Genomic DNA, 14324 nt, shown 5'->3' with positions numbered 1-14324 from the left:
CACTCACGCGCCGACCAGTTCGTCGCCGCTCTGATGGCTCTCGGCGCGCTCCCGGTAGATGGCTTGCCCCAGAACCACGCCCATCACGACGATCCAGACCGCAATAGCAACGTTTTTCACCCAGAACGTCAAGAAGCCGTCCCACGCCAGCGGTCCGGACAATGACACGCCGACGAAGGCGGCGGGCACCAGGGCGGCCGCCACCAAGAGGTTGAAGTGAGCCACCCAGCGACCGAATATTGGCTCGGGCTGATCGTCGAAATAGATTGCCACAGCTAGGATTACGCTTTGTCCGATCAGAAACGGGACCACGATGCTGAACGTGATCCAGCCGAAATCGTTGAGCAGCTGAGTCAGCTCCGGGCTTCGCTCGGGCCGGAACGCGGCCAGCAGCCAGCAGACGTTGGCGACGAGGAACAGCGTCGGACCGCCTGCGATGCAACCCAACATCGCGTACGAGAAGATCGGCGTCCGGTGCGCCATCCTACGGATCTGCAGCACGATCAGGGCCAGGATCGGGACGAGGCAGACGCCGAACCAATTGAAGACGATCATGCTGTAGCGGATCTGCGGCAGGTGCGCCGGATCGCGATAGAAGGTGGCCACCTGCTCGGCCGACATGCGGGGCGACATCGGCGGATTGAAGCCGGGAAACAGGCAAAAGCAGGCGATCCAGATGATCACCGTCGCGGGCAACGTCCACAGCAAGATCAGCTCACCGTCGGTACGCCGCAACGCAGTTCGCGAAGATCGGCGGGCCGCTGCGCCGTGCTCGCCGACATCGGACATCGCTTGGCTCCTTCGCTACGACGGCATGGTTGAACACCCCGGTTAGTCAGCGAAACTAGCCGATCGGCTATCCTCCGGTCAATAGCCGATCGGCTACGCTTCCGGTGTGGTTTCCCCGCAGACCCGGAGCCGGTTCCGTTTCATCACGCGCAGCGCCGCACAGACCCGCATCCTCGATGCCGCGCTGCAGTTGATCGCGGAGCACGGTGTCGGCGGAACCTCGCTGCAGATGATCGCCGATGCCATCGGGGTCACGAAGGCCGCCGTGTACCACCAGTTCAAGACCAAGGAACAGATCGTCATCGCGTTGACCGAGCGCGAACTCGGCGGCCTCGAGGAGGCCTTGGAGGCGGCCGAGGCAAACGACCATCGGAGCAGGGCAAGGCAGGTGCTGCTGGACCGGGTCATCGACGTCGCCGTCGAACGTCGCGGCGCCGCGAGCACCCTGCAATTCGACCCGGTAATCGTGCGACTCCTGGGCGAACACCAACCCTTCCAGCAATTCGTCCAGCGGCTCTACAGCGTGCTGCTCGACGACGCGGCCGAGGATGCGCGGGTCTCGGCGGCCGTGCTGTCGGGCGCGATCGCGGTGGGGGTCGTGTCGCCTCTGGTGGCCGACATCGACGACGACACCCTGCGTTCCCAGTTGGGGCGCATCACCCGCCGGCTGATCGACGCGACCGACTGATCGCCGCACCTGCACGCAATTTTTTTGGTCCGGTTGGGCGGTCGCTCGGGTACGGTTCTTCCATGAGCAAAGTCGCGCGTGTCGCCGCCGCGGCGATCATGGTCACCGCCGGCCTGGGCACCGCGACGGTCGCCCACGCCGACAATCCACCGTGGCCGTTCGTGGGCTATCACTGGTGCCCGGGCCAGATGTTCGATCCCTCATGGGGACCGCAATGGGAACCGACCACCTGCCACGACGCGCACCACCGGGACATGGACGGCACGGTCCACAACTTCGACTACTGGGGCCCCAGCCCCTTCCAGGACTGGCCGGAGATCCCGAACACCCGGCCGTGAATCGCGCCGGGTCGACTCAGGTGTCGCCGCGCTCCCAAACCTGTGTGCCGTCATGCGCGTTGCAGACGAGGAACAGGCCGTCCGGCGCCTGCGCGACGTAGTACTCCGGGAAATCGACGCACGACGAGCCCTCGTCCTTCACGCCGGCCATCGGGGGCGACCGGAACCAGCGGGGCTCGTAGCGCCTCGGCGAGCCGCAGAACATCAGGCGCCCCGGCTGCGTCGCGAACGACACGTAGTAGTCGGCGGTGCCGAACACGTAGTACGTGGTGTTGTCGCACGGCGCACCCAGCACCCGGTGCGGCATGATGCCGGGCGTGCAATCCGGGTAATCGCAATTAACCGGCGCGGCCGCAGCTTGCGGCGCCGCCAAGCCACCGAGGCCGAGCAACACGGCGAGCGTTGCCATTATGAATCGCACGTGATTACTTTAAATTACTTCGCCCACCTCTGGGAATAGAATTCTCGCGCTTGGAGAAGATGCGCGCCTAATGCCGCTGTCTCCGTCGCCGTCCCCCCTACCTGGCAGTGATAATGTGGCTCTCCTGTAGGCGCGGACGAGGAGGTGATCGGTGTGCCTCGGCGCAAGCTTCCCGCTGGGGCGACCGTCGCCGAAAATCGACGAATGGGTGCCCTATCCGCGTCACCGTCAACTTTGGACACGGGGGTTGCTGACGCCACAGACGTCGCCGAGGCGGAGGCTCGCGCCGCGGCCGCCCGCGCCCGCGCCCTGCGGTTGCGCGAACAGGCCGAGGCGGCGCCGAGCGACCAGAACCCCGGGGCCGCGAGCGCCGAAGCGACCAAGTCACCTTCGCGGTGGCGCCGCCTGCGTCCCCGTCGCCCCAGCCGGAAGGCCATGGCCGCGCTCGCGGCGGTTGTGGTCATCTGCGCCTCGCTGGCTGGCAGTGGGTACCTGGTTTGGCATCACCGCGGGGTTGTGCGGGAAAGGAATCGCAGCTCGGAATTCGCCGCGGCCGCTCGCGACGCCATCGTGACGATGATGACGATCGATCCGGCCAAGGCGCGAGAAGATCTGCAGCGATTCGCCGACGACACAATGGGAACGTTCAAAATCAGCATTCTGATGGGCGGGGAGGATGCCGTTAAGGCGGTAGAGCAGTCCAAGGTCATCTCCAAGGGCTCGGTGCAGGCCGCCGCCGTGCAGTCGATGACCCAGGATTCGGCGATCGTCCTGATCGCCGCGAGATCCGAGATCACCAAACCCGGTGAGGCCAAGCCGGAAACGCGCCCGATGCGGATCGTCGTAACCGTCGAACGCGACGCCGGGCAGCTGAAGATTTCTCGACTCGAGTTCGTCCCGTGACGGTCGACAGCGCGGCGCATGAAGAGGCGACCGAGGAGAAGGCCCGCGCCCGCCGGACCGCCGCGATCGGGCGCTGGACGCGACGCTGCCTGGCGCGGTGGCGTCCAATTCTGTTGACGCTCCTGCTGATTGCCGCCCTCGGCAATGCAGCCCGGATATTCTACTTCGACTACCGTCCGGATCTGCAGACCGATCGAGCGGCGGCGCACCAGGTGATCAGGGCGGCCAGCGAGGGTGCGGTGGCGTTGCTGTCCTACTCGCCCGAGACTCTTGATCGCGATTTCGCCAACGCCAAATCCCGGCTCACCGAGGATTATCTGGCCTACTACCAACGGTTCGCCGACCAGGTCGTCGGGCCGTCGGCGCAGCGCGGCCAAGTCACGACGACCGCCAGCGTGGTCAAGGCCGCCGTATCGGAATTGAATCCGAATTCGGCTGTGGTGCTGGTCTTCATAAAGCAGAAGACCACGAGCAAGGCGAAACCGGAACCGGTGGTGACGTCGAGCAGCCTGAAGGTGGCGATGGAAAAAGTCAAAGGTTCGTGGCTCATCGACAAATTCGATGTCCTGTGAGCGCTCCGGGCTTCGAAGTAAACCATTCCGCGACATGCGGGGGCGGTGTTAGTCTGTGAAGTCGATTCGCTTGGAAATGGCGGTCTTTAGCGCGTCAAGGAGCACATGATGCGTCCGATGAATATGGCGATTAGCGCAACAGTGGTGGCCGTCGGCGTCGTCGGCGGAGTCGGCGCGGCCCCGTCGGCGTGGGCCTATGACCCGGCCATCAACGGGACGTACACCGCCACCGTGGTCGGCGACTGGGCCCGCACCAACGAGGTGCTCCACCAGGAGCCGGTGGTGCGCAGCACCTGGACGATCACGACGTCGTGCTCCACCGCCTACCGGTGCGACGGCACGGTCGTCAGCGACCAGGGCTGGACCGCGCCGATATTCATGAACGAAGGGAAAACCTGGTTCGTCAAACGCGACATTCCCAATTGGACAACGTGTCAGGACGGCACTTCATACGTCGGCCACGACGTCATCCATTTCTATCCCGCCAATCCGGAGACCGGCGAGAACGTGGTTGGGTCGCCGGTGCTGGCCGGACGGGAACAAACGTCCGGCCCCAGCGGCGCCTGCGGCACCAACAAGCCGCTGTACATCGACCAGCCGTTCAGGCTGGACAAAATAGGCTGACCCAGTTCACCTGACAATGGCCCTGCGCGGCCATCAGGTGGCGAACATGTCCTTCCACGTTTTCGGCGCCTTCGGCGTCGTGGGCGCGGCAAGGTCCGACTGGCGGTAGACCTGGCCGTCCGGGGTCACATAGGTGCCGTTGTGCGGGTTGTACTGGGCGATCGCCACCGACGGGCCCGCCTGAGTCTCGTTGTGCCCGAACGCACTCGGCGCCGCCGACGGCTCCGCCGGCGGCCCGGCCGGTGGCGCGCTAGCCGCTGCGGGCGCCGGCGCGCCCGCGGGGGCGGCGGGGACATCGATCGGCGCTATGGGTGACACATCCCCCATTTGCGCCAACGGGCTGAGCGGCGCCGCGGGCGGCGGCAACGCCGAACCCGGCGGCGTTCCCCGCGGAACCGCGCCCGGCGGCAGCGGCGTTCCCTCCACCGGCCCGAAGATTCGGTCGCGGTACCAGTTCATGCGGTCGTCGGGCGGGATGCCCTGCGCGATCAGATTCGGATCCAGCGGGTACGTGCCGAAGACATGCTGCCTCATCGCCAGCGGCTGGAAAGGCTTGTCGCTCTCACAGATTTCGACGGTCGGCGCACGTTTCCCGGGCTGTCCCATGCAGGGATAGTTTCGGGCGCCGCGCACCGCGATGGGCGAATCCTGCGGCAGTTTGCAGTACAGCCCGTCCGGCGTGTCGATGGTGCGGGTGTCGGCAGCGGAACGCCATTGGCTCGGCGGCAGGAAGCCGACCGTGCACGCGGGCGGGTCACTGATGATGAGATTGAATGCGCCCGTGGCCAATCCGGTCGGCGACTTCGTCCCGATGAACGACTGGATCGCCGCGGTGAACGGCGGCAACAAAACCAAGAGCTGCTCGATCGACGCGTGATAGGTCACGCCGATCTGGCCAATCGTGGTGAGGTTCGCAAGCAGCACCGGCAGCGTCGGTTTGATTTGGTCAAGCAGCCGGGACGCCTCGTTGAGGGCCCCGGGCCCCTGCTGCAGCAGGGTCCGGAATTCTGGGTCGTTTTTCGCCAGCTGGCCGCTGAATCCGGCGAGGCTGCGCGCCCACGTCCGGATCGAATCGGCGGTCTGCGCCTGCGCGTCCAGGAAGGGCCCGGTGTCCTCTGTCAGGTTCCTGGTTTGGTCGGCGACGCCGTTGAGGTCACCCGAGAGCCGCGACGAACTGTCGAACAGCGATCCGAAATCGTAACCGGCGCCGTTGAAAGCCTTGAACGACTCGTCGAGCAATTGACCCAGCTTGCCCTTGGGGATGCTGTTGATCAACGCGCTGGACTGGTCCAGCACGGGGCCGATCGGCTGCGGGATCGTCGCGTCGTTCATCGCGATGACCGAGCCGTCGTGGAGGTAGGGCGGTGAGTCGTTTCGCGGCCGCAGATCGACGTAATACTCGCCCACCGCGGAGATGCTCAGCACCTCCGCCTTCAGGTCGGCCGGAATCTTCGGCGAAGTATCAAGAGACAGCGTGGCTTTCGCGCCGTCGGGAGTCAGCCCCACCGCGGTCACCTTGCCGATCTGAACCCCCCGGTAGGTCACATTGCTGAAGCGGTAGAGGCCGCCGGTGGCCGGCAGTTTCAGCGTGACCGTCATCTTCCCGATGCCGAGCAGGGTCGGCGCCTGGACGTACCACAACGCCATGATGACCACACCGGCGATCCCGACGATCGTGAAGATCGCCAACTGAATACGGACAAAGCGGGTCAGCATCTACGAGCCCCCGTCCGTCGGCTGGCTTGTGGTCGGCGTCGCGCCGGGCACCGGGGCGCCCTGGTCGGCCGGCGCCGAAGCGCCCGCCGGCGGCGGTCCGGGCAACGTCGCCGTCGGCGACTTCTGCGCATCCGGGCCTAGCCACGTCAGGCCCGCGATCAACGGCGACACCGGCGGCGGCGGCGGTGGGGCGGGTGGCGGCGCGTCCGCGGACTGTTGGTTCACCGGCCCCGGCCCCGGCGCCGCGGACGGCGGCGGTCCGGGCAGCGGCCGGCCCCAGGGCGGCGGTGGCCCGAACGGTGCCGGTTCGCCGGTCGGCCCGGGCTTGGTGAGCGCCCCGGGCGCGCCAGGCGGTGCGCCGTAACGGAATTGCAGGTATTCCGGATCCGCGGGTCCGGGCACGGCCTCGGCGCCGATCCGTTCCCAGTGGGTGCCGCGCAGGATGCCCTTGCGGAGCCCGGCGTTGGTCAGATCGATGATGAAGTACCCGTTGAGGTAGTCGCCCCGGATGTACCGGTCGATGATGCCCTGGGTCCATGGGAACGTCGGCGCGTACGCGATGGCGGCGTCCAGATCCGGGCCGATGTCGGCGAGCGCACCGAGCGCCGGCGCGAGATTCGTCAGGTTCTTCACCAGGTCATCGCCCGCGTCGTTGACGAGTCTGGTCGCGGTGTTGCTGAACGTGCCGAGCTTGTTCAGCGCGGTCGTGATGCGCGGGCGCTCCTTGATCAGCACGTCCAGTGCGGGCGGAATCTTGTTCAGCGCCTGGGTGATCACGTCGCGTTGGGCGGCGAACGTGCCCGAAAGGCGGTTGAGGGCGCGGATCGACGCGACGAGGTTGTCGCGCTGCTGGTCGAGGGTGCCCACGAACCGGTCGAGGCGCTCCAGCAGATCGCGAACGGCGCCTTCGTTTCCCGACAGGGCGGCGTTGAAGTTGTGGATGATGTCGCCGAATTGGCCCAGCCCGCCGGCGTTGAGGACCACCGACAGCGACGACAGCGTCTGTTCGGTCGACGGATAGGTAGTCGACCGGTTCAGCGGGATCGTGGCGCCCGGTTGCAGGCGTCCGGTGCCCTGTTGGCCCAGCGGCGGATTCAGCGCCAGATGCATGGAACCCAGCAGGCTGGTCTGGCCGACGCTGGCCACCGCGTTGGCGGGGATCACGGTACCGGGCTGCACCGAGATTTCGACGTCGGCGTGCCAACCCCGCACCGTCATCTTGCTGATGCTGCCGACGATGACGTCGTCGATCATCACCGGCGAATTCGGTTCCATCGTAACGACGTTGGCGAGTTCCACGTGGTAGGTGGTGGCGCCCGGACCTCGTCCCACGGCGCCCGGCAGCGGCAGCGAGTTCAGCCCGTTGAACGCGCATCCGCTCACGGCGAGCATGACGCAGCACGCGAGGCCGAGCGCGCGTCTCATCGCAAACCGGGCGGTCATGGTTGCGCTCCTTCACCCGGCAGCAGCATGTCCTGAACGTTCGCCGGGGCGGCCGGCGGCGGTGAGGCCGGCGGCGGTGGCGGCGGGACGGGCGGCGGTTCACCCGGCGGGGGCTGCGGCATCGCTGCGCCGGGGATGCGCCCCATCGGCACCGACCCCGGCGGACCAACCGGGTCGCCCGGCAGCCCGGTGTACGCGGAAACGGCGGGCGGCAGCAACGGCGGGCCCGGCCTGGGGCCCTCCCCGCCGGGCTTCAGCCGATCCTCGCTGTAGATAACATTTTCCGGCGCAAACGAGGGAGCCAGGATCGGGTTGACCGGGATCGGCAGATAGTTGAAGTTGACGAGAAAGTTCGGGTTGAACACCTTCAGCGCCGGGCTCAGATACAAACCGCACAGCTTGCCCGTCTCGACGGCGGTGACGTTCTCGATGGCCCCGATGCCCGCGCACCAGGCATACGTCGGGTTGGAGAAGTTCTGCAGGCCGACCCCGCCGCGGATGTTGCCGGAGTCCGGGTCGTAGGCGTTGTAGGCGTTTGCGAGCGCGGTCGGCGAGATGTGCAGCACGTTTTTCAGCGACATCTGGTGGTCGACGAGGATCTGCGTCAGGTCGGCCAACCGCGAAATCTGTTCGGAGGTCGCGTCACGACTGCCGGCGATGAACCGCTGCACCTCGCCGACCGCGTTCGCGAGATCCGTCAGCGCCGCATCCAAGTCGGACCTGTTGTCGTCGAGCACGCTGGTCAGCGTGGCCAGCCGGTTGTCGAACTGCACGATCTGGACGTTGCTGTCACGCAGCGCCCCGACGAACGCCTGCAGGTTTTTGATGATGTCGACGAGGTTGCCGCTGCCCTCGGCGAAGACCCGGGCGACCCCGGACAGTTGAGCCAGCGTCTGGCGCAGCTTCTCGCCGTTGCCGCCGCCCAGCGCGTCGGCGGCGCTGTCGATGAACCGCGCCACCGACGGGGTGGACACCTTGCTGTTGGGGCCCAATTCCGTTGCCAGGCGCATCAATTGCTCTTTGACCTGGTCCCACTCGACGGGCACCGCCGTCCGCTCGATCGGTATCACCCCGCCGTCGTGCATGGTGGGACCACTCGACCGGTAGGCCGGCGTGAGCTGCACGTAGCGCGCCGCCACCAGGTTCTGGGCGACGATCACCGCTTTCGCGTCCGCCGGAATGGGTATGTTGCGATCGACGTGCATCACCAGCTTCGCCCGGGTCCCCTGCGGCTGAATGGACGAGATGGTGCCGACCTTCATGCCGGACACCCGGACGTCGTCGCCCGGATAGATCGCGGTGGCGGTGGGGAAGTAGGCGGTGATCGTGGTCGGGCGAAAGAAGGTGTTACGGATGGCGATTGCCGCGCCGACAACCACCAGGCCCGCCAGCACGATCGCCAGCCCCACCTTGAGCTTGCTGCGCGGAATCGCCCCGAGCCGCGTCATGGCCGCCCCCCCGGGTCCTGGTTGAACGGGAACGGGAAGAACGCGCGCGGCCCGGCGGTGTCCGGCGGCTGACCGGGCGCGCCGTAGGCGCGGAACCCGAAGGCGTAGTCGAACAACCACTGGAAGAACTCCAGCTGGAAGAGGTTGGGGATGAACGGGTTGTAGTAGTAGCCGCTCGAAACGGTCTCCCCCTGCGTCAGCTCGTATTTCGCCAGACCGGGCAGCGCTTGGGCGAGATTGTCGCGGTTCTTTTCCAGGACCGCCGTCACCGAGTTGAGCTTCTCCAGTGTCGGGGCCAGCTTGGCTTCGTTATCATGCACCACGCCGGACAGCTGCCTGGCCACCGCGGACGTGCTGGCGAGCAGCCGCACGATCGCCTGGCGCCGCGCCACCAGCATCGACAACAGGTCATTGGCGTTGAGGATCAGCGTGTTGAGCTGCTGGCTGCGTTGCCCGAGGACGCCGGTGACGTCGGCGGCGCCCTTGAGCAGCTGCCCGAGCGTCTGGTTGCGGGCGTTCAGGGTCTGCGAAAGCCGGCTGACCCCGTCGAACGCCGGACCCAGTTGCGGCGCAACCTGATTCAGGGTCGCCGACAGGGTGTCGAGGGACTGGTTGAGCGACTCGGTGTTGGTTCCCTGGAGGTCGGTCGTCAGGTCACTGACGGCCTCGGACAGCGAGTACGGCGACGAGGTGCGCGACACCGGGATGACGGCCATCGGTTTCAGGTTGCCGCTGCCCGCGGAGTCGACCGTCAGCACCCGTTGGCCCAACAGCGAACCGGTCTTGATGTGCGCGGTGCTGGCCGAGCCGAGCAGGATGCTTCCCTTGGCGGTAAACGTCACCAGCACGTCGCCGTGCTGCAGCGTCATGCCGGTAACGCTGCCGACCTTGATTCCCGAGATCGTCACGTCGTTGCCCAGCGCGAGGCCGCCGGCGTCGGCGAACAGCGCCTGGTAACGGACCGTGGTGGCCCGCTGCACCAGCTGATCGGGGTTCAGCCCGACGGCGATGACCAACGCGATGAGGACGGCGCCGATGAATCCGGCCTTGATGAGGCCCGCTCCGCGGTACTTATTCATCGGGGTCCTTCGGCTCCGCGCACCGCCCGGTGGTCTGGTGCTTGATGCCCACTTCCACCGTCCGGTACTGCAAGTCGGACACCCGCAGCGCGAGGCCGCACAGGTAGTAGGGGAACCAGGCGCCGTACGCGCCGAGCCTGAGCAGTTTGCGGTAGTTGTGCGGCAACTTGTGCAGCGAGGTGTCGATGAGGTTCTTGTCCTGGTCGAGCAGCGGGGCCAGCCGATTCGCCTGGTCCACCGTCGCGGCCAACGGCGGTCGGGCGCGGGTGAGCAGATCGGCGATCGAGGCGGTCCCGTTGTCCAGGGCCGTTATCGCGGTGCCGATGGTGTCACGGTCCTGGTCGAATCCGCTGACCAATTTCTCCAGGCGGTCGATGGCGCTGGAGAACTTGGTGCCGTCCTTGTCGACGGTGGCCACCACGGCGTTGAGGTTGTCGATCAGCTCCTGCACCGTCTGGTTGTTGTCGGCCAACGTGTTGGAGAACGACGATGTCTTCGACAGCAGCGACTGGAGGGTGCCGCCCTCGCCCTGGAAGACCTGGATGAGCGCCGCGCTCAGGGCGTTGACGTCTTGCGGATTGAGGCCCTGGGTAACGGGTTTCAGACCGCCCAGCAGCAGGTCGATGTCGAGCGCCGGCGCGGTCCGATCGAGTGGGATCTCCGCCCCGGCCGGCAGCACCTTGGTGGATCCCGGGCCGTCGGTCAGCTCGAGGTATCGATCACCGACCAGGTTCAGGTAGCGAACCACGGCGCGGGTGCCGGTGGTCAGCACCACGCTGCGGTCGGCGTCGAACTTCACCAGGACCTTCTTGTCGGCACGCAGGTTGACGCTGTTGACCGTCCCCACCCGAATGCCGGCGACCCGCACGGTTTCTCCGGGCTTCAGCCGCGACACATCGGTGAAGAGCGCCGAATACCCGTTCGTGGACCCGGTGGTGTACTGCCCGAAGATGAAGAACAAGAACACGGTCAGCACAACCATCACGGTGGCGAACGCCCCGAACTTGAAGATCATCCCGCGCGACCCGGTCATCCGGGCATCCCGATCTGCATGGTGTTGCGGGGTGGTCCGTCAAGCGGCCCGTACAGCAGCTGCTTGAGCGCATCGGAGTTGAGCAGCAGTTGCTGATTGCCGTACTGCGTGGGGTTGGAGCCGTTGTCGGTCACCAAGAACGGCGGCGCCACGTCGAAGGGCACCACGGGAAGGTTCTGACATTGGGGCCCACCGGTCGCGGCCACCTTGGGCAGGTTGGACGGGTAGCGGTAACGCTCGGCGCCGAGGCCGATGACGACGGTGACCTTGACCATCGGCTCGGGCAGGTCGGGCGCGTGCAGGTTCCCCAGCGAACCGGCGATGCCGCAGTACAGCGCCTTGTGGTACTGGTTGAGCAGATCGGTGGTCGGCGCCAGCAGGTGCAGGTCGTCGGTCAGGGCTTGCCGGTTGCCGCCCACCACGTCATTGCCCATGTCCGCCAAGCCAATCGCGCTGATCAGGAAGGCGTCAAGGTTTTGTTGCTCGTCGACGATCGTCTTGCTGATCCGGACGGCGTTGTCGGCCGTGGCGAGCAGGTGCGGCGCCGCGTCCGCGTAGGCGTCGCTCACCGCGGGTAGGGCCTCGAGGTCGTGGCTCAGCGCGGGCAGGCTCGGCTCCTGGGTGGCCAGGAAGGAATCAAGATCGTGCAGCATCTGGCCGATCTTGTGGCCGCGGCCGTTGACCGCCGACGCGAGGGCGCCGAGGGTTTCGTTCAGTTTGGCGGGATCGATCGTCGACAGCAGCGACGTGAGTTGCTGGAACACCGTGTTGATTTCGACGGTGACGTGTTTGCCCTCGAGGACCTGACCCGCGCGCAGCGACTGTGGCGACGGCTCGGCGGGCGGCACCAGCTCGATAAACTTCGCGCCGAACACGGTCGTCGACGCGATGTCAACGAGCACATTGGCAGGGATGAGATGCATCTGCGACGGCTGCATCGCGAGGTGCAGGACGGCTTCGCCGTTGGGCCGCACGTCGATTGAGTCGACCTTGCCCACCTCGACGCCGCGCATCTTCACCTTGGCGTCCGGGTTCATCACCAGGCCGGCGCGCGGCGAGACGACGGTGACGGGCACGCTCGTGGTGAAGTCACCCCGAAAGAGGCCCACCGCGGCCGCGAAGACCAGGCCGATGAGGACGATGGTCGCCAGCCCCGCCAGGGGGCGCGCGTACGACTGCGCGCCGAAGTGGCGCCCGGGCGATGCCGCGACGGGCCGTGCGGCACTGGTGGTTTCGGACCGATGAATAGGGCCCGGCCCGAGGTCACGCGTCACTGTCCTGTCACCACCTTCCCTAGCCCGACAGGTTGAAGTTGCCGTTGGTGCCGTAGATGGACAGTGAGACGAGCAGCGTCACCGACACGACCACGATCAACGACGTGCGCACCGCGTTACCGGTCGCGACGCCGACACCGGCCGGTCCGCCCGAAGCAAAGTAGCCGAAATAGGTGTGGATCAACAAGATTGTGATGGCCATCAGGACGGCCTGCAGAAACGACCACAACAAGTCGATCGGATTGAGGAACGTCGAGAAATAGTGCTGATACAGCCCGCCCGACTGGCCGAAGAGAACCACTGTGGTGAATTGGCTGGCGAAGAACGACAGGATCACGGCGATGGAGTACAGCGGCGTGATCGCCATCATTCCGGCCGCGATCCTGGTGCTGACCAGATACGAAACCGGCCTAATCGCCATGGATTCCAGCGCATCGATCTCTTCGTTGATCCGCATGGCACCGAGTTGCGCGGTCACGCCGGCGCCGAAGGTGGCCGCCAGACCAATCCCGGCGACGATCGGCGCCGCGATGCGAACGTTGATGAAGGCCGCCAAGAATCCGGTCAGCGCCTCGATGCCGATGTTGCCCAGTGAGCTATAGCCCTGGACGGCCAGCGTGCCGCCCGCGGCCAGCGTCAGGAAGCCGACGATCACCAGCGTGCCGCCGATCATGGCCAACGTTCCCGCGCCCATGCTGATTTCGGCGATCAGGCGGATGACTTCCCGCCGGTAGTGGCGGACCGCGAAGGGGACGCCGGCAAGCGCCTTTCCGTAGAACAGCGTGTGATCGCCGATCCGGCTCAGGGTGCCGACCGGCTTTTCGAGCTGCCGCGTCAGGCGCGGGTAGGTGGCTCTCAGCGTCATCACGGTTTGGCCCTACACCTCCTCAGTGGCCCTTGGCCGACATGCGGATACCGATGGCGGTGACAACCACATTCACGACGAACAGCGACATGAACGCGTACACCACCGTCTCGTTGACGGCGTTGCCGACCGCCTTGGCGCCCCCGCCGGAGACGGTCAGTCCGCGGTAGCACGCGACCAATCCGGCGATCAGGCCGAAAAGCGCTGCCTTGACGCAGGAAATGACCACCTCGGGCACGCCGGTCAGCAGGGTGATGCCGGCGGCGAACGCCCCGGGATTGACGTCTTGGACGAACACCGAGAACACGTAGCCGCCGACGATGCCGATGATGACCACCAGGCTGTTCAGCAGCAGCGCCACCAGTCCCGCGGCCAGCATGCGGGGCGTCACCAGGCGCTGAACCGGGTTGATGCCCAGCACCTCCATCGCATCGATCTCTTCGCGGATCGTTCGCGATCCCAGGTCCGCGCACATCGCGGTGGAACCGGCGCCCGCCACGATCAACACCGTGACCAGCGGGCCGACCTGGGTCACGGCACCGAAGGCCGCACCGGCCCCGGAGAGGTCCGCGGCGCCCAGTTCGCGCAGCAGGATGTTGAGCGTGAAGCTGACCAGGACGGTGAACGGAATGGCCACCAGCAGTGTGGGAGCGAGCGCTACGCGCGCGACGAACCACGACTGCTCCAAGAACTCGCGCCACTGGAAGGGCCGGCGGAACACGAACTTGATCGCGTCGGCCGACATCGCGAACAAGCCACCGACGGCCTCCATCGGCTTGGAGCCCCGGCCGAGGGAAATGCCGCCGGTCCATCGCTCCGGGCCCGCTCGCTTAATCGCCATCGACGTCAATTCCTTCCAACATTTTCGAGACCGATGGTCTTGTTCCGCTGAAGGGGACGCGGTAGATTTGGCTGGACCGACGGCCACGAACGCGAGCGACGACAGTCGAAATGTGTAGCGGACAGCCGTATTCCGGCATTCGCTCCGGTGCGACAGCCACTACCACCCTCACGCCACTCCTCCGTTCTGTCGCGTGAGTTGGCGCTCCAAAACGAGGGGCCCAGTGTCTTGAAGCGTCCGGCGATTATGACTCATGCGGTGTCCAGGGGGAATGGAAAATCCAAAACCGT

Annotated in this window: 15 protein-coding genes; 5 read left to right on the top strand and 10 right to left on the bottom strand. The window is 66.3% G+C overall.

The genetic code is table 11. The features are described from left to right. Nucleotides 1-3: 3 nt before the first annotated feature. A complete protein-coding gene (locus AC5Y7V_RS25865) occupies nucleotides 4-789 on the bottom strand; it encodes a hypothetical protein (RefSeq protein ID WP_499882891.1) in 786 nt (261 codons plus the stop codon). A 106-nt stretch (nucleotides 790-895) separates the two neighbouring features. Here AC5Y7V_RS25865 and AC5Y7V_RS25860 point away from each other — a divergent pair, with 106 nt between their 5' ends. Next, nucleotides 896-1477 (top strand): TetR/AcrR family transcriptional regulator, encoded by a 582-nt coding sequence (locus AC5Y7V_RS25860; protein WP_499882890.1) that lies wholly within the window; start codon nucleotides 896-898, stop codon nucleotides 1475-1477. A gap of 62 nt (nucleotides 1478-1539) precedes the next feature. Then, nucleotides 1540-1815 (top strand): Mtp family mycobacterial-type pilin, encoded by a 276-nt coding sequence (locus AC5Y7V_RS25855; RefSeq protein WP_499882889.1) that lies wholly within the window; start codon nucleotides 1540-1542, stop codon nucleotides 1813-1815. Nucleotides 1816-1831: 16 nt separating this feature from the next. Here AC5Y7V_RS25855 and AC5Y7V_RS25850 read toward each other — a convergent pair whose 3' ends face one another. Next, nucleotides 1832-2224 (bottom strand): hypothetical protein, encoded by a 393-nt coding sequence (locus tag AC5Y7V_RS25850; protein ID WP_499882937.1) that lies wholly within the window; start codon nucleotides 2222-2224, stop codon nucleotides 1832-1834. A 216-nt stretch (nucleotides 2225-2440) separates the two neighbouring features. Here AC5Y7V_RS25850 and AC5Y7V_RS25845 point away from each other — a divergent pair, with 216 nt between their 5' ends. From AC5Y7V_RS25845 to AC5Y7V_RS25835, 3 genes are all read left to right on the top strand, one after another. Next, nucleotides 2441-3139 carry an Rv1363c family protein gene (locus tag AC5Y7V_RS25845; RefSeq protein ID WP_499882888.1) on the top strand — a complete coding sequence of 233 codons (699 nt, stop codon included), beginning with the start codon at nucleotides 2441-2443 and terminating at the stop codon, nucleotides 3137-3139. Next, on the top strand, nucleotides 3136-3711 hold the full coding sequence (locus tag AC5Y7V_RS25840; RefSeq protein ID WP_499882887.1) for a twin-arginine translocation pathway signal: 576 nt from the start codon (nucleotides 3136-3138) through the stop codon (nucleotides 3709-3711). Before AC5Y7V_RS25845 ends, AC5Y7V_RS25840 begins: the two co-directional genes overlap by 4 nt. A gap of 117 nt (nucleotides 3712-3828) precedes the next feature. Then, a complete protein-coding gene (locus AC5Y7V_RS25835) occupies nucleotides 3829-4335 on the top strand; it encodes an Rv2253/PknI dimerization domain-containing protein (RefSeq protein ID WP_499882886.1) in 507 nt (168 codons plus the stop codon). 33 nt (nucleotides 4336-4368) lie between these two features. Here AC5Y7V_RS25835 and AC5Y7V_RS25830 read toward each other — a convergent pair whose 3' ends face one another. From AC5Y7V_RS25830 to AC5Y7V_RS25795, 8 genes are read right to left on the bottom strand one after another with little or no spacing between them, the layout of a single operon-like run. Further along, nucleotides 4369-6051 (bottom strand): MCE family protein, encoded by a 1683-nt coding sequence (locus AC5Y7V_RS25830; protein ID WP_499882885.1) that lies wholly within the window; start codon nucleotides 6049-6051, stop codon nucleotides 4369-4371. Next, entirely contained in the window at nucleotides 6052-7494 is a 1443-nt protein-coding gene (locus AC5Y7V_RS25825) for an MCE family protein (RefSeq protein ID WP_499882884.1), read from the bottom strand. After that, complete coding sequence (locus tag AC5Y7V_RS25820) at nucleotides 7491-8942, bottom strand: MCE family protein (protein WP_499882883.1); 1452 nt, start codon at nucleotides 8940-8942, stop codon at nucleotides 7491-7493. The genes AC5Y7V_RS25825 and AC5Y7V_RS25820 overlap by 4 nt, the downstream gene beginning before the upstream one ends. Continuing rightward, on the bottom strand, nucleotides 8939-10021 hold the full coding sequence (locus tag AC5Y7V_RS25815; RefSeq protein ID WP_499882882.1) for an MCE family protein: 1083 nt from the start codon (nucleotides 10019-10021) through the stop codon (nucleotides 8939-8941). Before AC5Y7V_RS25815 ends, AC5Y7V_RS25820 begins: the two co-directional genes overlap by 4 nt. After that, on the bottom strand, nucleotides 10014-11054 hold the full coding sequence (locus tag AC5Y7V_RS25810) for an MCE family protein (protein ID WP_499882881.1): 1041 nt from the start codon (nucleotides 11052-11054) through the stop codon (nucleotides 10014-10016). Before AC5Y7V_RS25810 ends, AC5Y7V_RS25815 begins: the two co-directional genes overlap by 8 nt. Further along, on the bottom strand, nucleotides 11051-12328 hold the full coding sequence (locus AC5Y7V_RS25805; RefSeq protein ID WP_499882880.1) for an MCE family protein: 1278 nt from the start codon (nucleotides 12326-12328) through the stop codon (nucleotides 11051-11053). Before AC5Y7V_RS25805 ends, AC5Y7V_RS25810 begins: the two co-directional genes overlap by 4 nt. Nucleotides 12329-12347: 19 nt before the next feature. Further along, the gene (locus AC5Y7V_RS25800; RefSeq protein WP_067011277.1) at nucleotides 12348-13193 is read right to left on the bottom strand and encodes an MlaE family ABC transporter permease; all 846 of its coding nucleotides are present in this window, start codon (nucleotides 13191-13193) and stop codon (nucleotides 12348-12350) included. Between the two features lie 22 nt (nucleotides 13194-13215). Next, on the bottom strand, nucleotides 13216-14034 hold the full coding sequence (locus AC5Y7V_RS25795; protein WP_067011023.1) for an MlaE family ABC transporter permease: 819 nt from the start codon (nucleotides 14032-14034) through the stop codon (nucleotides 13216-13218). Nucleotides 14035-14324 lie beyond the last annotated feature (290 nt).

The organism is Mycobacterium sp. NGS34 (genome assembly GCF_059812845.1).
The sequence above is the reverse complement of the archived record's forward strand: the minus strand, read 5'-3'. Positions and strand labels throughout refer to the sequence as shown.